The sequence below is a fragment of the Stenotrophomonas testudinis genome, from assembly GCF_024499815.1.
Taxonomy (GTDB): Bacteria; Pseudomonadota; Gammaproteobacteria; order Xanthomonadales; family Xanthomonadaceae; genus Stenotrophomonas.
Genome location: NZ_JAMOKY010000003.1, coordinates 171,958 through 192,811, shown reverse-complemented (window position 1 = coordinate 192,811; position 20,854 = coordinate 171,958). Strand labels below are relative to the sequence as shown.

Here is a 20,854-nt window from a genome sequence, read left to right as displayed (position 1 = left end):
GCGGCCAAGCCGGCCTCACATCGAACGGGAGCGCTGCTGCTCCTGTTCACGGCTGACTGCTTGTTCCTGCTCGCGGTCCTGCGCGGCAGCCAGCTGCTGGCTGCTCTGTTCCAACGGCTGCTGCGCGGCCTGCGCGCGATCGACCGAGGCACGCAGCATCGCCGGGTCGCCCATCGTGCCCTGTACCGCAAACAGCATGCGGCCATCGTTGCCGGCCACCACGTGATCGATCTGCTGCAGGCCGGCCTTCTGCGCGCTCACAGCCAGCGCACCGGCGGCATTGTCCAGTTCCCGGTCCGACTGCAGGCCACTGCGTGGTCCCAGCTGCTGCAGCTGCGTGCGCGCGTCATCGAACAGCCGGTTACCGGCAGCACCAGGCTGACCGGGCGCCTGGCCCAATGATGCCTGCTCGCCCACGTCGCCATGCGCCAGCCGCTGCATCACGTCCGGGGTCAGCTTCTGCTGCCACGCATCGAAGCGGCGCAGCCGATCCTCGACGCCGTTCATCGCACCGTTGATGGCATACGTCGCCTCACGCACGTTCTCACGCGCATGCTCCGGCACACGGGTCTGCCATTGCCACACGGCGATGCGGGCGGCGTGTTCGGGCTGAGCGGCCAGTTCCGGCTGGTTCACCAGATCCAGGTCCAGCGCCTTGCCCGCGCGCTCGTAATTGTCCTTGCCGGTCAGCGGCAGGTAGCCGCGCCCGTGGTACTTCAAGGCATCGCCCGGAGCATCGTTGCCCAGGCGGCCGCCATACATCAGCTCGGCCAGGTCATTCGGACGTCCACGCAGTGCTTCCTGGCGCGCCGATTCCAGCGCGTCATTACCACTGCGCCACGCCGCTTCCACCGGAATCTGCGAGGTCGCCCGGGTGTAGTTGAAGCTCTCGTTGAGGCGGCTCAGGCCACGCGACTCGTGCCCCGCCTGCGCCATGAAGTTGGCCAGCTCGCGGGGGGAATCAATGCCGGCATCCGTCGCCTGCCGCAGCAGCTGCGACTCTCTATCCGTCGACACGGTGCAACTCCTGGATCGTCATCAGCGCGGATTCCGTCCCGCCGGTTGAAACCTGGCTCATGGCAGCGAGACCTCGGCGACCGTGGCCGGGTCGAAGTCCTCGAACCGCACGCGCCCCAGTTCCTTTGCCGAGAATTCGCGGATGTCGGTCGCCTCGGTCTCGATGTCCACGACCTTGCGGCGCACCGCATCGACCCAGCACGCACTCTCCGCCGGGGCAAAGCGGAAGGTGTAGGTACTGCTCCAGCGTTGGCGGCTGCCACCGTTGGTGATCACGCTGAACGTGTCTTCCTCTACCATTGCATACGCAAAAGGATCCCCCGCCAGGCCACCGCGGGTCGAACACGGCACCAGCGTGTCGTTGCGCGCGGCCAGCTGCCAGCGGCCACCACCATCACCGCGCAGCAACAGCAGCACCCGGTTGGGGCCGTGCTGGCCGGGCGACAGCCCTTCCGGAGACGGTTGGTCGATCACCAGCAACTGGTACTCGACGCCCTCGCCATTGCGCTCGCCGCGCACGGCTTCCAGCAGGTTCGCGCCGGAGGGAACAAATGCCAGGGCATCGTCCATGTGCGCGCCAGTCCCCTTCTCCATCCCCAGCCACTCCTTCGAAAACGCCGCGTCGACTGCCATGGCGGATCATAGCGCCGGCTGTGGCGCATCGGGGAAGCTGGCAAGCGTCACCCGTCGGGCGGGCGGGCACAGTCCTCATGGACGGGAAAGCTCCTGCAGTCGGCAGTACTGGCGCGTCATTTTTCTGACGCACAAGAGCTTACCGCGCGCAGGTTCGATGCGTCTAAGGGCGCGCGATATGAAAAGCGCGGTTGATCACAAAAAAACCGTCCCATCGTGAACGCAGGCCTACTTGATGTAGAGATCGTCCCTGCAAGCACTCTTGGCGATCCGAGACTGATCCTGCGGCACCTTCTTCCAGCCCGCCTTGCCTGCGCACCGCTGCAGGGCAACGATCACCGCACCCTGCTCTGACATCGCTGCGACGACGCTGGTCGTCCCATTGTCCAGTCCCGCGTGGGCGACGGCCACGCACTGCGCTTCGAACAGCGTCACCAGCGAGCACTCTCCCTTGCCGAACGCCTTGCACTCCTTGATGGCCGCGCGCTTGGCCTTGCCGCGTGATCGCATCGAGTTGCTGATGAAGGTGTCGCCACGGAAGTCCATCACCATGCCGGCGACCGTCTGCCCCCAGTTGGGACGGTTGTTGTAGGCCGATCCAGTGCTGCTGACGGGAATGGGAGCACAGCCCTGCACACCCTGGCCTCCTATCGGATACATACCGGAAGGGAAGTTGCCTTCTGCCAGGGCACCGAAGGGCAGCGCGCCAGCCATCAGCACCAGATGAAGATCCACTGGTGCTTGAAAGAATCCGTTCTACTCATTTTCTACACACCCACAGTAAAATGAATTGCTCCACCCACACTCGTGCCCCGACACAAAGACGTATGATTCGGTCCAGCGTCTGACCACACGGCCTGCCGCTCGGCGGCAGCCTTGGCTCGATGGCCGGTTGCAGAGCCCGCGTCGCCGTCAGGAGAGCTGGCAACCGCTCCCCATGTCTTGACCCAATACCCGGAATTTTCCTCCGATGCGCTCTCCCCGGCGCCGGGGATGGCAGCACAGCCACCTACCCCTTGATCACCAGTCCGATATTGGCCCGGAGGGCAGCACCCTTCCGCCAACGCCGAACGGATGTGCAGTCCTGCCAGCAGAAGGAGCGCCAGACAGAAACGCTTCGAAAGATCGCCTACAGTCATCAGTGGCTCGCTGGTTTCAATTACGGGCTGACAATCCTGCGGGTCATCCGAATCAATTATCAAAAAACTCGGGAACAGCGCATGCCGAACACACCAGAATGCAGGTTTGTCCGCCCTCCGCCGATTCACAGTCACTCAGTGCGTTGGCTTTTGCTTTCTCAAGACTGCCGGCGCCGGCTGCCCTCAGCACCCCTCCCCAGAGGCTGAGTTGTTCGATGGTGGGCCCCGCCAACGCTGCGCACTGGTTGTGATATGCAAGCAAAACCTGGCATTACAGACCACCAAGTTTCCTGCATTCCTCAAGAGCGGCGCTTCTTGCTTCGGCCTCGGTCCTCTTCGACTCCGCCACGCCAATTGCAGCCGTCCCTTGGCGGTCCTGAGTCGCGTGGTAAGCGATGGCACCCCATCGCTTCTCCCACCTCCGCGTTGGCGTGCTGTCACTAGCCGACTGACCTGTACCGGGAATGGGCGCGCAGCCGCCCACACCCTGATCTCCAATCGGATACTGCCCTAGGAGGCAACGACCCTCGGCCGCCGCTAGCTCGACGCTAGCAGCGCACACCAATACAAAGAATATCAAAGGACTTCCGATCAAACGGAACGAGCTCATCCCAACCAGCGCTTCCTTGAGTTCATTTGTCCTGTGTCACGCAACATCTGCAGGCTCCCGGGCTAGGCGCCCAACAGCAACTCTGAGCTCCAGAGCAGTTGCGTCGATCCCATCAGGTGGGCACGCGCCTAGAGTCAACCTTCTTGGAAGAATGCCTTGGTGCAGTCCGAATGAATCACCGTGCACTCTTGGCTTCCGGTGCCCTTACAGTCCTGGATTGCCCGCTCCTGCGCCTGCTGTTTGGTTGCGCCCGTGCTGAACTTCACACCATTGTGTGGACGTGCTGCACCAACTGCGGCATAGCATTGATTGTAGTAAGTAAAGACGACCCGACAATCTGTGGCACCGCCAAAGCCACATCGCTCGAGCGCTTGTCGCTCAGCGGATCCCTTGGCCTGATGCCCCGTGGCTGACCCAGCATCACCGGTAGGAGAGCTCGCGACAGCGCCCCATGTCTTCACCCAATGCCCAGGATTCTCTGCCGGCGCACCCTGCCCGGCACCAGGGATGGGAGCACACCCACCAACACCCTGATCGCCAATCGGGTACTGGCCTGGAGGGCATCGCCCCTCCGCAAATGCGGAGCTGACAGACAATGATCCAAACAGCAGGATTGACGTACAAAGTGCTTTTTTGAGATTCCCAAGCTTCATCGGATCAGTTCCTAGTTTCCTTGGTTCGAGGTAGCTGCACCGCGCTGTCCGGGGATCGCAGAACCACGCCCGCCACTGCCATCAAAGACCTTCCCCATATCGTAATGTTGACCACAGGTCGTGTGCGTACCGGACGATTCCAATACCGCCGGCGGCGGTGCCGACCTACCCGGCGGACGACCAACAGCGCTCGGCGAAGCACTCGCGCCACCGCCTATCTGCGAATATGCCATGAAGCCTCCCAGTGTTCCCTGGAAGAACATCGCAGCCATTGGGGGGGCGCAGTCAGGATCAAGGTTGTGAGAATGAGGCCCATGCCGCCTTGCTGCATTGCTTGAGCGCCCATGCCGTTGTTTGAGAGGCCCAATAGATACTTGTTGACGAGTGCAGTGGTCCAGAAGGAAGCGGATACTCGAATGACCATATCCAGGGCAATAGACACCATGGCCGCCAGTACAGCCGTGAAGAACATTGTGCCTATTCCATAGAACTACCACCTCTGGAACAGTTGCTTGGTCTGCTCAAGCAGCAGACACAGGATCAACCGCAGCCCGAACCCGATGACCAGGACCATTGCCACTTCGTAGAACAACAGCATCGAACAGGCGGTAACCACCCGGCTTCCCGTGCCCAGCCCAATGAGGTACTTGGAGCGGGCCTTGTCAGCCTACAGCCCCTGATCGTCGATGATCTTGATCGAACTCGCAATCGTCAAGGCGATCGAGGACAAGACGGACGAGTACGGGAAGACTCTTCTGGAAGAAAGCCCCGTGCAGTTCGAACAACTCACAGCGCCCTCCTCGCTCCCTGAACCCTACTCATATTTCCCAACGCCTACCGGACTTCGCTGCAGAAAACCTGCATAAATGAGGTCAGCACAGCAGTTTAGGGGAGGTCATTCCCCTCTAATGAACCTAGCTCCACACTAGAACTTCTGCAGAAGCGGCTCGGAACAGTCCGTGTAGACGACCTTGCATGCCTGGCCGCCATCAACAACACAGTGCTGAAGCGCAGACGAAGCAGCCTCATCTTTGGACCGGGCCCTCGTCGTGGAAACGACCCCATCCATGCCACTTCGCTTGCCATAGGCGTAAGCGGCACACTGGTTTTTATAGGTCATCAGCACCCTGCAGTCACTGGCGCCTTGAGAAGCGCAGCGATCTTGAGCCTCTTTGGCCGCGTCAGATTTGGTCAGCATTCCAACGACTGCCCCAACTGTCCCAACTTTCTCAGAGTAGGAGATAGCACCCCATGTTTTGATCCATCTGCCGTTCGGTGCCAGCCCCCCCTGCTCACCACCACCACCCGGGATGGGGGCGCAACCCTGCACGCCCTGGCCGCCAATCGGATACTGTCCCGGCGGACAACTTCCTTCCGCATAGGCTTCCCCTGCACACAAGAGGCAAAAAAGAAGCAGAAACATGGTCGGTTTGGTCATGGCATGAGCACGGCTTTGAAGATGTGGAATATCACGCAGTTAACGGTTCAGCCCACGAAGACCCGTTTCTTGAGGTGTGAGTGGTTGCGACGGCGTAGTAACCACTACGTTAGGAGAAGCGCCTGTCGAACCTTCATGACCCTGCCCCCCAGCCTTCGATGGTCCAGGAGGAGTGTAAGTTCCTGGCGGGCGACCGTCAGCACTCGGGACGCCAGCTGCACCACCACCTATCTGCGAGTATGCCATGAAGCTACCGAGGGTTCCCTGGAAGAACATCGCGGCCATTGGTGGAGCAGTCAGAATGAGAGTAGTCAGTATCAAGCCCATTCCGCCCTGCTGCATGGCTTGACTTGTCATGCCGTCGTTCGACAAGCCCAGCAGGTATTTGTTGACCAGCGCGGTGGTCCAGAACGAAGCAGAGACCCGGATTACCATATCCAGCGCAATGGATACCATCGCAGCCAGCACGGCCATTGAGAACATCGTACCTATGCCGTAGAACAGCCACTTCTGGAAAAACTGCTTGGTCTGCTCGAAGAGCAGGCAAAGGATAAACAGCGGACCAAAGCCGATGAACAGAGCCATGGCAACCTCGTAGAGCAGGAGCATAGCGCCTGCCGTCACCGCGGGACCGCCAGTTCCCAGACCGATAAACCACTGCGCGCGGGTCTTGTCCGCCTGGAGTCCGGGATCATCCAAAACCCGAATGGCATCTACGCTTGAAAGCGCAACCTGCATCCACGCAAGGCTCCGGTCAATCTGATCCTCAGGCTTCTCGTTCTTCCCGGTGACCGTAGTCGTGATCACACCTTTTACATCATTTGTAAGGAACTTCTGAAGATTAGTACCAAACATTGCAAAGCTTGTAGCGACACTGACAATGAGCGCTGCGCGAGCCATGCTGGTTACAAGCACCATCATCGAATCGCGGCTTCGCCCTGTGACAATTCGATAGCCTTGTATGAACACCCACATTGTCATGAGCGTGAGCGCGATGCCCCCAACCCACTTCATCATGTTCTTCATCATGTCCAAGCCAAAGTCGTTGATCCTGTCGTGGAGGTAATCGAGGATCAACCGAAAGAACACGAAGTCGCCGATCGACTGGACGCGAACCGCGTAGCTCAGGAGATCATTCAACCCACTTGAAAAATCAAAATTGGCAATCGAAAAAATCGACATTTCCACAATCCCTTGGTGGTCCCACTTCGCCAAGACCGTCAACTGCGTCATCGTGAGCTGACAAAGCCAGACGCTCAAACTGTGCTACTTAATACTGAGAGCCGCCTTGAGCGATACCGTCTTGACAAGGTCACTCGCCAGCTTCTTCCCGCCGGGCTCACCTTTCAGCGCAGCCTCAGCTACCACACGCTGGTTCGCTTCCATAACCTCAATGTATGCATCGTAGGCTTTCATTCGCGCCTGCCATGATTGCGCCTGGACCGCAAGTTCATTTGCCGTCCGAAGCGAGTCGCTATCAACCGCCGCAACGTTTCCGCTCAGGTTACTCACCTTTCGCAGTTTGTTGATTGCTTCCATCAACTGATCCATCTGCGGGATCGTTTGGGTAATGAATGCGACTGAATCATTGTACTTTCGATTCTGCATCATACGGATGTTCACGCAGATCTGACGCTGCTGAGCCTTCCAATCCCCTTTGCTGTTGAACACGAAGTAGCCGAGGAGGGAATCGACTGACAGATCATTTGGCGATCCGCATGACTCGTTGACGAGATAAGTATCCGGCACAGGCGTCAAGATGGCACCCGGCGGCAGGCCAAATGACTTGAAAATTCCGTATGCCTGAATGACTGCGTCCGAGACATCCTTCAGCACTGCCAGCCAACGCGTATTGTCCTTGACGTACTCGTACATCGTCTGCAGGCGCCCCATCATTGTCTCGAACCAGCCAGCGCCGTCAAAGACAGGAACACCGCTGGCCACTGCGGTGTTCGGCGCACCTGCGCCGAATGCAAGCGCCAAGCCCACGGCCAACGCCGCGAACCGCGGCTTGATCAGGCTACGGGATCGAACCGTGGTTCCGACTGCCAAGTTCATTGCCATTTTCATTCTCTTCTCCATACTCGATGCATAAGCGTCCCTGAAGCGCAATGCCTCAGGCGGCCTCTTCCTTGTTGGGGGTCGAGCGCGAACCCTTCCGCTGCTTGTAGAACTCTTCCAGCCACTGTTCGGGCGTCAATTCATCCACAGTCACACGGGCACGGACGGCTGCGGTCTGCAGCACACGGTGCATTACATCGATGTTGTCGGTGGATGCCGAGATCACCGACAGGATATCGTCCATGCCGCGCAGGTTGAGCTGGCAGACGCTGGATGCATGACCCTGCTTGACCAGGAAGCAGCGCGAGCGCTCGTCCAGTGCGGTGACCACCCGGAACTCCGCCTCGGTCAGCTTGAGGCCATCCATGTAGTCGCTCTTGCTGGCATTCGGATTCGGCAGCAGGATCAGCGTGGCGGTCTGTTCGATCAGAGCCGCAGAGATGTCGCTCTTCAGCGCATCTTCCGGGCTCTGCGTGGCGAAGATGCCCAGGCCGTTTTGTTTACGGATGGTCTTCTGCTTGTTCTTGGCGAACTCCTTCAGGCCACCTTCGCCATCCAGGATTTTCCAGAATTCGTCCATCACGTAGATCAGTGGACGACCGTCAATAAGCGACTCCAGGCGGTGCAGCAGGTAATTGATGACCGGCACGCGCACTTCGGGATTGTCGATGATGTCGGTGTAATCGAAGCCGATGATGTTGGCCTTGCTCAGGTCCACCGTATCGACGGGGTTGTCGAACACCCAGCCCAGCGAATTGCCCGATGTCCAGCGGCGCATGCGCGCGTAAAGCCCATCGTCGCCCATGTTGGGCAGGCTCTTCTGGAAGTTGGTCATGCTGCGCAGGTGCATCGGTGTGTCGAGCATGCTCTCCACCGCGCGGTAGATATCCTCTTCCTCACGGGCGCTGTACTCCCGCTTGCCGGCCAGCACCTTGATGAGGTCGGCCAGGAACTGCACGTTGCCTTCGTTGTTCTCGCACTGGAACGGATTGAAGCCGGTCGGCGCGCCGTTTTCCAGGGCCAGGTAGTTGCCGCCGCAGGCGCGCACGAAGATCTCCGCACCGCGGTCCTTGTCGAAGAAGAAGATGGTCGGCGACGGCTCGTACTTCTGTACCTGGCTGAGCAGGAAGTTGATCAGCGCGGTTTTACCGGTACCCGACTTACCGATCACCATGGTGTTGGCGATGGCCTTCTCACCCAGCGAATTTTCCGACGGATGGGTGGCGTGGAAGTTGAAGTAGTACGGCTGCCCGTTGGTGGTCTGCAGCGTGGTGACGCAGTCGCCCCACGGATTGTTGTGCTGTTTGCCGGTGGCGAAGTTGTGCAGCGGCGACAGGCCGAGGAAATTCAGTGAGCTGACATTGGCCAGACGCGTGCGGTAGCGCCAGTTACCCGGCAGCTGCGAATAGAACGAGGACGTGACAGCCAAGTCTTCCTTGGTCGACACGAAGCCGGCATTGGACAGCTCGGCGCGCGTGGTGGCCACGTTCTGGGACAGCTTGGCCTGGCTGTCGCCATACACGGTCATGATGAAGTGGTACTCGCCCAGCACGAAGTTGCCTGAAGACAGCTGGTCCATGGCCTGGTCGAGTTCAACGATCTGGCTGACGGCCTTGTCGCCCGAGGAGATCATCATGCCCTTGGTGCGGTCCAGCACCTTCAGTGCGTCCTGGCGACCCATAGGGCTGAAAGAGTGTGTGATGACGTACTCGTAGTCCAGGTACTTCAGCCCATTGAGGATGCCCGGGTACGTACCCTCGGCATACTCCTTGATATTCAGGATTGCGCCGAAATGGTTGGCGCCATTGGGGGTGTTGATGACGAAGTCACCGGTCTTGGCCGAGAACATGTGCCGGCTGACCGGCAGGTAGTCCTTCACCGGGGCGGACAGCACCGGAACCGGCTCATCGATGCGGTTGATCAGGTAGCCGAACAGCTCCAGCGTTTCGGAGAAGACCACACCGTTTTTTGCTTCGTACATGCCCATGCGATACGGCGCGTAATCGCGAATGACAGCCTCGACGTTGCCGGCCAGCTCCAGCAGCTTTTCGACGGCCTGTTCCTGCTCTGCACGCAGCTTGTCGACATTGGCCGATTTCTCGACGAAGCGCTTACCGGCCACGACCGGACGATAGATCATCGTCAGGTACAGCTCGTTCTGCATGATGCGCTGCGAGGACAGCATGCCCATGTACTGGTCGGAGACGTCCTGGTTGAAGCGCTGCTTGAACGTACTCTTTCCCTTCAGCGTGCGGCGACGGCGGATGTCGTGCACCCAGAAGGCCACGTTGACGAAATCCGGCGCGCGCAGGGTCTGCAGCAGCCGGTTGAACGTATTGTGCCGGTGCTCCAGCTCCCACTCCTCGCGACCGACAAACGGCAGCCCTTCCAGATGCCACGTCAACAGGTAATCGCCGCCCGTGGTCTTCACCACGTTCGGGGCTACATGCGACGACAGGGGAATGAACTCGCTGATGGAGGTGTCTGGGCTGAACATACGACTGCTTCCAAAGAGGTACTGCGAAGGAATTCTCGTCAGGAGCCGACGGGCGCTGGACGCCCGTCGGCCCTTACCGCCCCTCAATCCTTGCGGGCTGGCTTGTCGCGGTAGTGATTCGGGTTGAACACCCACATGCCATCATTCTCACGCACGTTTCGAACCCTGAGCTTGATCATCAGGCGCAATCCCAGCAGCCGGAAGATCATCTCGTCACGCTTGGCCATCTGCCGCATGATGAAAATGGCGACGGGGATAGTCAGCAGGAACCAGAAATTCGTATACATGCTGAGCAGGAGCAGTCCACCGGCCACTATGAAAAATGGCAGGTAAGGCACGCCCAGAAACATGGCAGGGCGGGTGCAGCCGCGAAACACGACGTTCTTATGCACCGTAGATCTGGCCGACGTGCTTCAGGGCTTCGATCGTCATGGTGACACCGCCACCCACGCTTTCGCACGAACCGGCGTCCTTGCCCAGCAGCATGCGGGCGATCTGGCCAGCCGCGCCGATCAGCACGCCACCGATCAGGATCGGGGCTACGTCGCCGATGCGCTTGTGGGCGAAGGCGATCTGGTAGCCGGCGAAGACCACGGCGATGGTCACCACGGCGATGGAGGCCATGTTGAGCAGGCCGTTGACGTTGGAGAAGAAGCCGCAGACGCGCTCATCGGTGCCGCCGTAGTCCGTGCCCGCGAAGGCCTGGGGGGCGAAAAGCACACCGGCAAATGCGACGGCCATGAGCATGGTCTTCAGCGTGCGCTGGGCCTGTACGACGTCGAGATTGAACTGCTTCATGGATGGATTTCCTTGTTGATGGACTAACACAACTGAATCGACCGGCCGGGGGACCGGTCGCACCACGACTTCGTCAGAACACGAAGGCCGCATCCCCTGCGGGAATCTGCTGAACCGGCGCGGCAGGTGCCGTCGCCGGTGCGTTGTAAACATTGCCAGGTGCCGCAACCGGCTGATTGCGTTCATTCCACGGACGGAGCATCACCGGGGCATCGCTGCCGCCGGAAACTGCCCCCGGCAACTGCTGCGGCATGGCCAGGGAGGGCTGCTGCGCTGCGGTCTGCGGCATTTGCTGCGGCAGCGGCTGCGGATAGCCCTGGGGCGCCTGCGCCTGCGGCTGCATCGCGCGATCCACGGAACCCAGGACGACCCGCGACAATGCCTGGTCTGCAATGTTGAGCAGACTTCCGCGCGCCATCGCGCCGGTCGAGGGATAGACGGTGTAGGCACGCGCGGGGTCATTGCTGGGCACATAGACCGGCGCCGTGTTCTGCGCCACGATCCGCGCTTCCATCGGCGACACGCTCTGCGGGTGGTGTTCAACCTTGACCACGCGGCGCTCGCCGCGGTTGACCACGTCGATGGGGGCCACGCCATTGCTGGCCAGCTGCTGCCCACGTCGCATCGAGTCATAGATCTTCTGCACGTAACCGTGGCGGAAGCCGGTCTCGAAATTGCCCGAGTAGTAGCAGCTGAAGGACTTGCCCCAGTCCTGCCCCGAGCGCTTGTAGCACTCGGCCAGGATGCGTGAACCGGCCTGCAGGTTGGCGCACTGCTGGAAGGCCTTTTCGTAGGAATCCAGGCCGTACTTGCCGAGGTTGTAGCGGTTGACCTGGGCCAGGCCGACAGAGAAGTTGTAGCCCTTCTCTTCCAGCATGCGCACCGTCGCCAGCGCTTCATCCAGCGCCTTGGGCTGCCGCACCAGGGCGCCGCCCACCACGCCGATGGCATAGGGATTGCGCGAGGATTCGACATTGATGACGTGCTGCATCACGTCCATGGAGACGGCCATTTCCGGGCACGCCATCATTTCCAGACCTGGGAGCATGGTTCAGCCCTCCTGCCCCTGGGCACGCCCAGGATTGAAGTCGATGCCGGTGATGTAGCGCGCGCCGGCATGCGCCTTGATATGCACAACGATGTCGATGGTCATCATCAGCAGACGCTTGATGACGTTGAATTCCAGGCCGGAGCCTTCGGTGGACGCCTTGACCATCAGCGCCAGCTGGTCCCAGGTCTGCTCCGGGCTGCCGGCGTGGCAGCTGGTGATCGAACCGGGATGACCGGACGCGCAGTTACGGATGAAGTAGAAGGCCTCATCGCCGCGCAGCTCGGCCAGGATGATGCGCTCGGGCTTCATGCGCAGGCAGGCTTCCATGCAGCTCTTGGCGGTGACGTTGCTCGCGCTCTGTCCACCCTTGGAATACAGCAGGTGCACCACGTTGGGCTGGGTCAGGAACAGCTCGCGCGCATCCTCGATGGTGACCAGCCGCTCGCTGTCCGGAATGTGGTTGACCAAGGCCTTCATGAAGGTGGTCTTGCCACTGCCGGTCGCGCCGGACACGACGATGTTCTTGCGGTACATCACCGCGCGCCGGAAGAACTCGGCGTACTCGCGGGTGTGCCGCAGCTCCAGCAGCTCGCGATCCTGCTCGCTCAGGCTGCCATCCTGCTCGAGGATCTGGGCGAAGAAGCCGTCCTCGTGGTACTGGGTGAGCGACTTGGTGTGCTTGGACGGAAGGCGGATGGTGATCGACACCTTGCCTGCGTCACAGGCCGGCGGGATCACGAACTGGGCACGCTGCCCGGTCGGGAAGGTCAGCGACACGACCGGGTCGGCATCGGTGATGCGCTGGCCAGTGTTGCTCTCGTTGACGACCGCTGTGCAGAACTGCCGGGCCCGCTCGAATGTCAGGCCCGGCACATCCACACGCTGCCACCCCGCCCGCGTCTCCAGGTACAGCTCGCCCGGACGGTTGATGCAGATTTCCGTCACTTCAGGCGAGGTCATGTACTCGGCAATGCCCAGCACTTCGTACTGATAGCGCAGGAAATCGCTGGAGACAAGCGCGAGGGGTGACACTTCGGCGTCCATGGTCGTTCTATCGGTTACCGGCGCGGATTGAGCACGTTGGTGAAGTCAACGTCCTTTGCGACGTAGACGTTCACGATGGTGCCCTGGTTGATGGTGACCGTCGGCGGACGGTTGTTGCTGCTCAGCGCGTCATTGGCCAAGCGCTCCATGGTGCGGGCGGTGGCGCTTTCATAAGGCGACTGCACGGCAAAGCCATTGCTGGAAATCGTCGTGCTCTCAGGACCATGTTCGGCGGCGGCGTATTTGAATGCATCGGCGATAAGGCTGATCATCAACGCCGAGGCGATGCGACTGCCCCAGTGCGCGCTGTACTGGCCAGGGTGACCGGCGCCGCCGAGTTGATCGACGCCCGGGCTAGACATCGCAACGTCGATGCCATTAGGCGTCGTGATGCGGTCCCAAACCACTTCCACACGCTTGCCCTTCGCACCACCTGCGTAGGCACCGTAGATCTTCGAGCCCTTCGGCAGCAGCAGGCTGCGGCCGTTGATGGAATAGACAGGTTCGGTCAGCAGACAGGAGGTATAGCCCGACAGATCGGTAATGATGCGGGTTTCGAGCACGCAGCGGAGGTAGGTGCCGCGGACCAGCAACGCATCCGGGCTCTGGATGAAACTCGCACTCGACACATCCTCGACATCCGGGCCGCGACGGGAACGCGTATCCTGCGGCGGCTGGCCGTTCTGCGCGCCCATCTGCTGGATCATCATCCGGGTGTATTCGTCCTGCGTGCTGCTCAGGCCACTACCCGCGGTCGTTCCGTCGCCGTTGCCGACGAAGCCTGGCTGCGCGCCCATCCGGCGCTCGGCCAGGGTCGGGCCACGATCCACGGGTTCACGTCCGCCCATCATCGAGCCCCGGTCCGGTTCAACGGCAGGGGCGAGCGGCAGCGGCGGGATGGGCTGCGGAGGCGGCATGGCCGGTTGCGGATCAGGAGCGACGTCAGTCGGCAGCGTCGGCGTACTGGAACGCGCAACCTGCGGCACCGGATCGATCTCGGACTTATCGTCGTTGCCCTGACGGATCAGCAGGAAGCCCATCGCCAGCACCAGCACCAAAATGCCGCCCAGGAACAGCAGCGCCTTGCGGTTCAGGCGCTGCTCTTCAGCCGAGCGCAGCTGCGGGGCAGCGGCGTCCAGATCGGGCGCGTCCTGGGTCCGGGCAGTGCCGTAATACGGGTTGGACGACGTCTCCTGGCCCGCCGGGTCCTGCCCGTACGGAGATTGATTCGGGTCGTTGCCCGGAGTGTTCTGCTGGCTCATTTCTTCACGTTCCTTCGCAGGCCGACGACGAAGTCGCCGTGGCGGATGACCAGGTACGGGTACGTCCCGTGCACGATCAGCGTGTTGCCTTCAACGGTGGTGTTGACCACGAAGTCCTCACCGTATTCCTTCTCACGCCCGAAGACTGCCGGGAAAATGCCGGTCTTGTACTCCGGCGAATTCGGCAGCTTGAGGTAGGTGAAACGCCCGTCGTCGTAGGCGTGCACCGGAATCAGCCACCCCATCTTCTTCGCCTTGCTGGTCGAATAGGAGTAGTTGAAGTTGTACTGGCGATCCTTGGCCAGTTCGGTGCTCAGCAGCGGCTTGGCTTCTTCTTCCACCGCTTCCTGGGCCACGCCGAACACGGTCTCGTTCGGGTAGACGAACTCGATCTTGTACTGCACGCCGGCACGGCGGGCCTGTTCCAGCTGGCGCCAGTCGGTCGCCACCACCTTCAGTTCGAAGATGTAGGAATGGGTCTCGGTGCGCACCATCATGTTGGTGTCGACGTCGACGTTCTTCGGCTTGAGGTAGAAGACGTTCTCGCGACGGGTCAGTTCCCAGCCACTGCTGAAGCCGGTGCTGTAGTCGAGGATCTTCTCGTTCGGACTCAGCTCGATCTGGGTGGTCAGACCCAGGCCGGTACGAACCGGGTAGATCCGGTCCTTCTCATACTCGTATCGGTCCACTGCCTGCGCCATCGCCGCGGTGGAAAACACCAGCGACAGCAACGACAGCAGCGCCAATGCGCTCCCCCTGACTTTTCGACTACTCATCGGTTGCTTGCTCCATCAGCATTTCCGGTGGATTGGTTCTGTGCGCGGTTCATTACCCACCCCGCATCGGTTGCGCCTGCGGGGGCTGCGTGCTCTGCGGCTGTCCCTGCATCGGCTGCGCCTGCTGCATCGGCTGGCCCTGGATGGGCTGGCCCTGCTGCATGGGTTGCCCCTGCACAGGCTGGCGCTGCATCGGCTGGCCCTGCATCGGCTGGCCCGTGGCCGGATCGACCATCGGCGCCGCGGCCGGGCCGTTCGGGTCATACATGCCCTGTGCCTGTGCTGCAGCCTGCTGCGCCTGCTGCGCTGCGTCCGCCTGCTGCTGCATCGCGCCCTCGTCGGGCACCGGCACGCCGCGGGCGTAGTCGTTGTCGACGCGGTACTCGGTGACCTGGAAGGCCAGCGGGTTGAGCACGCGATCCTGTTCGGACAACGCCAGGTTCTGGTTGTACTCGAAGCGCATCGTGACCAGCTGGTTGTCCAGGTAGGTCGAGACACCGGTACGCTTGTCCAGCAGGCTGCGCTGGATGCGCACGGATGCACCGCGGAAGCTGCCGTTGGCCTGGGCGGCCAGCGGCGTGATGCTGAGGATCTTCACGCGGATGGCCTTGCCGCGCCCATACATCACGAACGGGTTCTGCGGATTGTTGCCCGCGTAACGCTGCTTCATGCTCGCGCCCACCGCATCGGTGGACATCACGAAGACCAGCTCCCAGTCGCGCAGGCCCATCACAGCGGAGTCGTAGGACTCACGCGCCAGCACGTACTGGGCCACGTTGCTGCGGTTGACCGCTTCGTTGGTGGTGATCGTCTCGCCCTGGAACGTGCCGCGCAGGCGCGCCACGGTGGCGGTGCCGGTGTAGGCGTCAGCCATCACCAGGAACGGCACTTTCTCCTTCAGCGGCAGCATGTAGTAGTAGCCACCGGCCAAGGCCAGCGACATCAGCAACGATGCGGTAGCCACCCACCACGCGCGCCGCTCGCTGCGGCGTGCCATGTCGGCCACGGTGATCTCGTAGCTGACCGCCTTGGCGACCGACTGCTCGACCTTCTGGCTGTTGCCTGCATCCTTCTTGCGGAACATGGATTCTTCCGTACTGCTGAAACATCAATGGGTGCAACGCCCCTGCGCCAGGCGCGGGGTGCAGCATGTTCGATGGTTTCCTGGATGACTCAGCTGCCGCTGTCCGGATCAGGGCCCTGGGCCGACGCGGTCGGCGTCGATCCGGCGCTCTGCACGACGATCTGGTTGCCGACGATGGACACGGAAACGCCTTGCGCCGAGTAGGCCGACGTGACATCGATCACGGCCTGCTGCGCGTTGGTCGTATCAATCCGCGTCACCGCTCCGTAGAGGGTGAAATCCGAGCTGAGGCGATAATCCAGCGTGCGGCCGGAATCCTTGGCCCATCGGTCGAGCATGCCCTTGAGCGTGCCGTCCATGGGCGAGGCCTGGTACACGTAGCTGGAATACAGCGGAATCTCGGTGGGGGTTTCCGCGAAACGGTTGACCGGCTTCCACCGGCCGCCGAAATCGGGTGCGGGCTTGGTAGCACATCCGGCCACCATCACCGCCGCTGCTGCGGCGATGGACAACTTTGCAATAAACGCCTGATTCATACGGGCTTCACTTTGACGTACGAAAAAGCAGTCCCGATGTTGGTCCCCTGGCTGCTCCGGCTTGGCATTATGCCAACCGGACACGCGTCGGGAACCCGACGCGTACGCGCGGCTTCACGACGGCTCCCCGGCGGCCCGAAGACCGCCAACCAGGTTGCTGAAAACGGTTACACCAACCCGTCCTCTCGCACCCTCACCAACTTCGGAACCATCCCTGTTCCAATGGCTGAAACTCCTGGCCACTTCTGAAAGCGAGCTGAACCAAAAGGTCCCCGCGCCATGCATAGACTGGCACAACCACGCGTCAATTCAATGTCAGACAAGTCTGAATTGCACGAACGTATGGCGCTTTCTTGACGCGTCTCACAAATTTATATTTGTGAGACCGCGTTTTTCGGCCAGTCGGATGCGGCTTCCTCACAAATTCAGAACAGGAGCTTCCACTTTTGGCAGTAGACGCGACGTGAAATATTTATCTTTGTAGTAGCGGATCTTGTCGCATTTCACCGGATGCGGGATGCCTTCGTAGAGGAATACTTCCTTGTCCGGGCCCATCGCCTTCAGTTCCTGAGGCAGCATCAGCGCACGCCGCTCTTCGGTGAAGCTGTGGGTCTTCTCACGCGCGTGGGTGACGTTCTTCTTGCGGATGGTGGTGTAGCCCAGCATGTCCGAATAGTCGTTGGCATCCTGCTGCTCACGCGGCGCGTAAAGGATCTGCAGCGCGTGGTTGGTGATGATGGTGCGGGAGATCTCGCGGCCATAGGTCGCGTCCAGCTGCGACATGCTCTGGATGATCGGCAGCAGGCGCACGTTGTAGCCGGCCATGTAGGACACCGCCGAGGCGATGATGTCGACCTTGCCGATCGAGGTGAACTCGTCCATCAGCAACAGGCACTGGTACTTCAGGTCCGGGTTGGACTTGGGCAGTTCCTTGGTGTTGAGGTTGATCAGCTGGCTGAAGAACAGGTTGATGATCAGGCGGCTCTCGGCCAGCTTGTTGGGCTGGATGCCGATGTAGATGGTCATCTTCTTCCTGCGCACGTCGGTGAGCAGGAAGTCGTTGGTACTGGTGGCCTTGTCCAGCACCGGGTTGACCCAGGCGTTCAGCGGTTCCTTGAAGGTGCCCAGGATCGAGGCGAAGGTCTCATCGGCCTGGGACAGCATGTTGGCGAACGCCGAGCGCGCATTGCTGCTCAGGAACGGCCGTTCGGACAGGCTCTTCAGGAACTTCTTGAGGTCGGTGCCATCGCCCGAGGACAGGCGGTACACCGCGCCCAGCGTGGGCGTGCCCTGGCCACCGGGGAAGCCGCTGGCGCGCTCGTCATCCCAGTTCTCGAACAGGTAAAGGGTGAAGGCAATGAAGGCATTGCGGGCCTGGCTGACCCAGAACTTCTGGTCCTCGGCACCATCGGGGTAGAGCATGGCGCCGATGCTCATCAGGTCCGAGATGCGGAAGGCCGGATCGTCGGAGACGTAACTGAGCGGGTTCCAGCGGTGCGTGCGGCGGTCTTCGGCGAAGGGATTGAACAGGTAGATCTCCTGCCCCTGGCTGGCGCGCCAACCACTGGTCAGGTCGAAGTTCTCCTGCTTGATGTCCAGCACCACCAGCGACTCGCCGTACTCGAGCAGGTTCGGGATGACCACGCCCACGCCCTTGCCCGATCGGGTCGGCGCGGCGAGGATCACGAACTGCTGGCCGTCCAGTCGCACCAGCTTGCCGCCATGGCTGCCGACCACGATGCTCTGGTCGGTCTTCTTGTACAGGCCGTGCTTGGCCAGGTCGGCACCGGTGGCAAAGCGCGCGTCGCCATGCAGCGACTTCTTTTCCTTCTTCAGCAGCCACACCAGGCTGCCCACCAGCACGATCAGCAGCGGCAGGCCGAAGCCCAGGTAGCCGGCCCACCTGATCTTGCCCACGAACGGGGCGACCTGTGGCTGGCCCAGTGCGTTGTAGTACTGGTAGTAGGTATTCCAGGTGAACAGCTTGGTGTCCAGGCCAAGCAGCAACAGCGTCAGGTAGCCGGACAACGCGAAACCAAGCAGCAGGGCGACCACCGTAGCGATGGCGATGGTCAGGAACTTATTACTGGGCAACACCCGAATCCTCCATGATGCGCACTGAGGCGCGACGGCCTAGCGGCGGCGTCGTTGCGACGCGCGTTTCCGCAGGTTGGTTTCATTCTCCAGCCCGGGCTCGATGCCCTCTTCACGCTCCAGCACCTCCAGGTACCGGCGCGCTTCGGCCAGCGACATCAGATCGGTAAGACGCTCCCCGTCATCGACGATGACCGCGTGACCGATCACATCGCCGGGAGCGTACACCGGCGCGTGGGTCACCGCTACCAGCCGATAGCGGCCGCGCAGCTCGAGTTGATGCGTGTACTCCTGCATGCATGCTTCTCCGTGATGGCGTTCACATCTCGTGCCCGCGTCAGGCGATGATGCCGCCCCTGCCGTAGTGGCGGCATGCAGGCGACGCAGACGACAATACACATCCGTGCACCGGAGATTGTCATGGATTGGATCGCAGGCGCCCGCGCACTGGCCACCGAAGCCCGCGCCGGGCAGATGGACAAGGCCGGCCAGCCCTACATCGGCCATGTGGGCCGGGTAGCCGCCCGCGTCCGCGGCGACGCCGATGCCGAGGTGGTGGCGTGGCTGCACGATATGGTGGAGGACTGCCCCGGATTTGCCGCGCAGGTGCAGGCATTTCCGCCAGCAGTACGGCACGCGGTCCAGATGCTGAGCCGCAACAGCACACCCGACGCCGACCACTCACGCGCGCATTGCCGCCGACCCGCTGGCGCTGAAGGTGAAGCTGGCCGGTATCGCCGACAACGCCGATGAAGGCCGGCTGGCCGCCTTGGACGCCACCACCGCCGAGCGCCTGCGCGTGAAATACCGTCATGCGCTGGCCCAGCTTGCCTCCCTGCCCGGGCCGCCCGCTCCATCCATCGAACACTGATTTACCCCTGCGCGGGTGCCGCTGCTGCGGTGCAGCAGTACAATGGGCGGCTTCCCCCGCCCTGCCCGCCCCCGCATGAGCCCTAATTCCCCCCTGGCCGCGCGGCTGACGCCGCGTCAGCGCACCTGGATCATCCTTGCCCTGTCGCTGGGTGGCTTTGCCATCGGCACCAGTGAATTCGCCAGCATGGGCCTGATGCTGGAGATCAGCCGCGGCCTGTCGATCAGCGAGACCCAGGTCGGCCACCTGATCAGTGCCTACGCCATCGGCGTGGTAGTCGGTGCGCCGATCCTCGCCTTCATCGGTGCCTCGTTCCCGCGCCGCAAGCTGCTGCTGGCGCTGATGGGCTTCTACGCGGTGGGCAACCTGACCAGCGCCCTGGCCCCGAATTACGGCACCATGCTGATCGCGCGCTTCGTCGCCGGCCTGCCGCATGGCGCTTACTTCGGCGTGGCGATGCTGGTGGCCGCGGCCATCAGCCCGGCCGGCCAGCGTGGCCAGGCGATGTCACGGGTGCTGCTCGGCCTGTCCATCGCGATCCTGATCGGCAACCCGTTGACCACTTGGCTGGGCCAGCAGCTGAGCTGGCGCACCGCCTTCGCCCTGGTCAGCGTGCTGGCCATCGCCACGGTGGTGATGATCGCCCGCTTCCTGCTGCCCGACCCGGACGAGGTGCGTACCTCGCCGATGCGTGAGCTGCGCGCGTTCAACACCACCCAGGTGTGGCTGGCGCTGGGCATCGGCGCGGTCGGCTTTGCCGGCATGTTCTGCGTGTTCACCTACCTCGCGCCGACCCTGGTGCAGGTGACCGGCGTGGCCGAGTCGTGGATGCCGCTGGCCGTGGGCGTGTTCGGCATCGGCGCGATCATCGGCAACATCGCCGGCGGCTGGCTGGTGGACAAGTTCCACTTCAACGCCGCCGCCGTCGTGCTGGTGTGGTCCATCGTGATGCTGCTGCTGTACCCGCTGGCCGCGCAGTCGGTGTGGACCATCGGTCCGATGATCATCACCGTGGGCACCATGGGTGCGCTGGCCGCCGTGCTGCAGACCCGCCTGATGGACGTGGCCGGCGAGGCGCAGACGCTGGCCGCCGCCTCCAACCACGCGGCGTTCAATACCGCCAACGCGCTGGGCCCGTGGCTGGGCGGCATGGCCATCAGCGCCGGCTTCAGCCCGGCCACCACCGGTTATGTCGGCGCCGCCACCGCCATCGGTGGCCTGCTGCTGTGGGGCGTGTCGATGCTGGTCGACCGCCGCCGCAAGGCCGCCTGAGGTCCTGCACGCAGCCCT

The 20,854-nt window shown here is 61.9% G+C and carries 24 protein-coding genes; 3 read left to right on the top strand and 21 right to left on the bottom strand.

The annotated features are described in order from the left end of the window. Positions 1–15 precede the first annotated feature (15 nt). The 21 genes from NQ204_RS03540 to NQ204_RS03445 form a co-directional block, all read right to left on the bottom strand. Complete coding sequence (locus NQ204_RS03540) at positions 16–1,017, bottom strand: XVIPCD domain-containing protein (protein ID WP_256643090.1); 1,002 nt, start codon at positions 1,015–1,017, stop codon at positions 16–18. 57 nt (positions 1,018–1,074) lie between these two features. Continuing rightward, entirely contained in the window at positions 1,075–1,611 is a 537-nt protein-coding gene (locus NQ204_RS03535) for a hypothetical protein (RefSeq protein ID WP_256643089.1), read from the bottom strand. A 267-nt stretch (positions 1,612–1,878) separates the two neighbouring features. Continuing rightward, positions 1,879–2,364 carry a DUF4189 domain-containing protein gene (locus NQ204_RS03530; RefSeq protein ID WP_256643116.1) on the bottom strand — a complete coding sequence of 162 codons (486 nt, stop codon included), beginning with the start codon at positions 2,362–2,364 and terminating at the stop codon, positions 1,879–1,881. Between the two features lie 477 nt (positions 2,365–2,841). Then, on the bottom strand, positions 2,842–3,051 hold the full coding sequence (locus NQ204_RS19650; RefSeq protein WP_488192337.1) for a DUF4189 domain-containing protein: 210 nt from the start codon (positions 3,049–3,051) through the stop codon (positions 2,842–2,844). A 482-nt stretch (positions 3,052–3,533) separates the two neighbouring features. Next, on the bottom strand, positions 3,534–4,052 hold the full coding sequence (locus NQ204_RS03525; RefSeq protein WP_256643088.1) for a DUF4189 domain-containing protein: 519 nt from the start codon (positions 4,050–4,052) through the stop codon (positions 3,534–3,536). 214 nt (positions 4,053–4,266) lie between these two features. After that, complete coding sequence (locus tag NQ204_RS03520) at positions 4,267–4,524, bottom strand: hypothetical protein (RefSeq protein WP_256643087.1); 258 nt, start codon at positions 4,522–4,524, stop codon at positions 4,267–4,269. Between the two features lie 18 nt (positions 4,525–4,542). Then, on the bottom strand, positions 4,543–4,650 hold the full coding sequence (locus NQ204_RS03515) for a type IV secretion system protein (protein WP_256643086.1): 108 nt from the start codon (positions 4,648–4,650) through the stop codon (positions 4,543–4,545). Positions 4,651–4,977: 327 nt separating this feature from the next. After that, entirely contained in the window at positions 4,978–5,490 is a 513-nt protein-coding gene (locus tag NQ204_RS03510) for a DUF4189 domain-containing protein (protein ID WP_256643085.1), read from the bottom strand. A gap of 39 nt (positions 5,491–5,529) precedes the next feature. Further along, positions 5,530–6,672, bottom strand: coding sequence for a TrbL/VirB6 family protein (locus NQ204_RS03505; protein ID WP_256643115.1), 1,143 nt, complete (start codon positions 6,670–6,672; stop codon positions 5,530–5,532). 84 nt (positions 6,673–6,756) lie between these two features. Next, positions 6,757–7,560 carry a hypothetical protein gene (locus NQ204_RS03500; protein WP_256643084.1) on the bottom strand — a complete coding sequence of 268 codons (804 nt, stop codon included), beginning with the start codon at positions 7,558–7,560 and terminating at the stop codon, positions 6,757–6,759. A gap of 46 nt (positions 7,561–7,606) precedes the next feature. Then, positions 7,607–10,048 (bottom strand): VirB4 family type IV secretion/conjugal transfer ATPase, encoded by a 2,442-nt coding sequence (locus tag NQ204_RS03495; protein ID WP_256643083.1) that lies wholly within the window; start codon positions 10,046–10,048, stop codon positions 7,607–7,609. 83 nt (positions 10,049–10,131) lie between these two features. Then, entirely contained in the window at positions 10,132–10,440 is a 309-nt protein-coding gene (locus tag NQ204_RS03490; RefSeq protein ID WP_256643082.1) for a VirB3 family type IV secretion system protein, read from the bottom strand. Further along, positions 10,433–10,846 (bottom strand): TrbC/VirB2 family protein, encoded by a 414-nt coding sequence (locus NQ204_RS03485; protein WP_256643081.1) that lies wholly within the window; start codon positions 10,844–10,846, stop codon positions 10,433–10,435. The genes NQ204_RS03490 and NQ204_RS03485 overlap by 8 nt, the downstream gene beginning before the upstream one ends. A gap of 73 nt (positions 10,847–10,919) precedes the next feature. Beyond that, on the bottom strand, positions 10,920–11,894 hold the full coding sequence (locus NQ204_RS19645) for a lytic transglycosylase domain-containing protein (protein WP_256643080.1): 975 nt from the start codon (positions 11,892–11,894) through the stop codon (positions 10,920–10,922). Between the two features lie 3 nt (positions 11,895–11,897). Continuing rightward, positions 11,898–12,941: a P-type DNA transfer ATPase VirB11 gene (virB11, locus tag NQ204_RS03475; protein WP_256643079.1), complete on the bottom strand. Its 1,044-nt coding sequence runs from the start codon at positions 12,939–12,941 to the stop codon at positions 11,898–11,900. Between the two features lie 14 nt (positions 12,942–12,955). After that, complete coding sequence (locus NQ204_RS03470) at positions 12,956–14,203, bottom strand: TrbI/VirB10 family protein (protein WP_256643078.1); 1,248 nt, start codon at positions 14,201–14,203, stop codon at positions 12,956–12,958. Further along, positions 14,200–14,979 carry a TrbG/VirB9 family P-type conjugative transfer protein gene (locus tag NQ204_RS03465; protein ID WP_116862663.1) on the bottom strand — a complete coding sequence of 260 codons (780 nt, stop codon included), beginning with the start codon at positions 14,977–14,979 and terminating at the stop codon, positions 14,200–14,202. Before NQ204_RS03465 ends, NQ204_RS03470 begins: the two co-directional genes overlap by 4 nt. 52 nt (positions 14,980–15,031) lie before the next feature. After that, positions 15,032–16,063: a VirB8 family type IV secretion system protein gene (locus NQ204_RS03460; RefSeq protein WP_256643077.1), complete on the bottom strand. Its 1,032-nt coding sequence runs from the start codon at positions 16,061–16,063 to the stop codon at positions 15,032–15,034. 89 nt (positions 16,064–16,152) lie between these two features. Continuing rightward, positions 16,153–16,599, bottom strand: a complete 447-nt coding sequence (locus tag NQ204_RS03455) for a hypothetical protein (RefSeq protein WP_116862662.1) — start codon at positions 16,597–16,599, stop codon at positions 16,153–16,155. A gap of 417 nt (positions 16,600–17,016) precedes the next feature. After that, positions 17,017–18,696 carry a type IV secretory system conjugative DNA transfer family protein gene (locus NQ204_RS03450; protein ID WP_256643076.1) on the bottom strand — a complete coding sequence of 560 codons (1,680 nt, stop codon included), beginning with the start codon at positions 18,694–18,696 and terminating at the stop codon, positions 17,017–17,019. A gap of 36 nt (positions 18,697–18,732) precedes the next feature. After that, a complete protein-coding gene (locus tag NQ204_RS03445; RefSeq protein ID WP_116862660.1) occupies positions 18,733–18,990 on the bottom strand; it encodes a hypothetical protein in 258 nt (85 codons plus the stop codon). Positions 18,991–19,113: 123 nt separating this feature from the next. On the opposite strand from NQ204_RS03445, the gene NQ204_RS03440 reads away from it, so the two are divergent. The 3 genes from NQ204_RS03440 (at position 19,114) to NQ204_RS03430 (ending at position 20,836) form a co-directional block, all read left to right on the top strand. Then, entirely contained in the window at positions 19,114–19,446 is a 333-nt protein-coding gene (locus NQ204_RS03440) for a hypothetical protein (RefSeq protein ID WP_256643075.1), read from the top strand. Beyond that, positions 19,412–19,564, top strand: a complete 153-nt coding sequence (locus tag NQ204_RS03435; RefSeq protein ID WP_256643074.1) for a hypothetical protein — start codon at positions 19,412–19,414, stop codon at positions 19,562–19,564. The genes NQ204_RS03440 and NQ204_RS03435 overlap by 35 nt, the downstream gene beginning before the upstream one ends. Positions 19,565–19,639: 75 nt before the next feature. Continuing rightward, entirely contained in the window at positions 19,640–20,836 is a 1,197-nt protein-coding gene (locus NQ204_RS03430; protein WP_256643073.1) for an MFS transporter, read from the top strand. Positions 20,837–20,854: the final 18 nt, after the last annotated feature.

Excerpts from the sequence above, each read along its gene's own strand:
- NQ204_RS03445 (WP_116862660.1), bottom strand. The coding sequence starts at position 18,990 with ATGCAGGAGTACACGCATCAACTCGAGCTGCGCGGCCGCTATCGGCTG.
- NQ204_RS03500 (WP_256643084.1), bottom strand. The coding sequence starts at position 7,560 with ATGAAAATGGCAATGAACTTGGCAGTCGGAACCACGGTTCGATCCCGT.
- NQ204_RS03470 (WP_256643078.1), bottom strand. The coding sequence starts at position 14,203 with ATGAGCCAGCAGAACACTCCGGGCAACGACCCGAATCAATCTCCGTAC.
- NQ204_RS03440 (WP_256643075.1), top strand. The coding sequence starts at position 19,114 with ATGGATTGGATCGCAGGCGCCCGCGCACTGGCCACCGAAGCCCGCGCC.
- NQ204_RS03525 (WP_256643088.1), bottom strand. The coding sequence starts at position 4,052 with ATGAAGCTTGGGAATCTCAAAAAAGCACTTTGTACGTCAATCCTGCTG.
- NQ204_RS19645 (WP_256643080.1), bottom strand. The coding sequence starts at position 11,894 with ATGCTCCCAGGTCTGGAAATGATGGCGTGCCCGGAAATGGCCGTCTCC.
- NQ204_RS03455 (WP_116862662.1), bottom strand. The coding sequence starts at position 16,599 with ATGAATCAGGCGTTTATTGCAAAGTTGTCCATCGCCGCAGCAGCGGCG.
- NQ204_RS03530 (WP_256643116.1), bottom strand. The coding sequence starts at position 2,364 with ATGGCTGGCGCGCTGCCCTTCGGTGCCCTGGCAGAAGGCAACTTCCCT.
- NQ204_RS03485 (WP_256643081.1), bottom strand. The coding sequence starts at position 10,846 with ATGAAGCAGTTCAATCTCGACGTCGTACAGGCCCAGCGCACGCTGAAG.
- NQ204_RS03460 (WP_256643077.1), bottom strand. The coding sequence starts at position 16,063 with ATGTTCCGCAAGAAGGATGCAGGCAACAGCCAGAAGGTCGAGCAGTCG.
- NQ204_RS03495 (WP_256643083.1), bottom strand. The coding sequence starts at position 10,048 with ATGTTCAGCCCAGACACCTCCATCAGCGAGTTCATTCCCCTGTCGTCG.
- NQ204_RS03535 (WP_256643089.1), bottom strand. The coding sequence starts at position 1,611 with ATGGAGAAGGGGACTGGCGCGCACATGGACGATGCCCTGGCATTTGTT.
- NQ204_RS03505 (WP_256643115.1), bottom strand. The coding sequence starts at position 6,672 with ATGTCGATTTTTTCGATTGCCAATTTTGATTTTTCAAGTGGGTTGAAT.
- NQ204_RS03465 (WP_116862663.1), bottom strand. The coding sequence starts at position 14,979 with ATGAGTAGTCGAAAAGTCAGGGGGAGCGCATTGGCGCTGCTGTCGTTG.
- virB11 (WP_256643079.1), bottom strand. The coding sequence starts at position 12,941 with ATGGACGCCGAAGTGTCACCCCTCGCGCTTGTCTCCAGCGATTTCCTG.
- NQ204_RS03430 (WP_256643073.1), top strand. The coding sequence starts at position 19,640 with ATGAGCCCTAATTCCCCCCTGGCCGCGCGGCTGACGCCGCGTCAGCGC.
- NQ204_RS03520 (WP_256643087.1), bottom strand. The coding sequence starts at position 4,524 with ATGTTCTTCACGGCTGTACTGGCGGCCATGGTGTCTATTGCCCTGGAT.
- NQ204_RS03515 (WP_256643086.1), bottom strand. The coding sequence starts at position 4,650 with ATGCTGTTGTTCTACGAAGTGGCAATGGTCCTGGTCATCGGGTTCGGG.
- NQ204_RS03510 (WP_256643085.1), bottom strand. The coding sequence starts at position 5,490 with ATGACCAAACCGACCATGTTTCTGCTTCTTTTTTGCCTCTTGTGTGCA.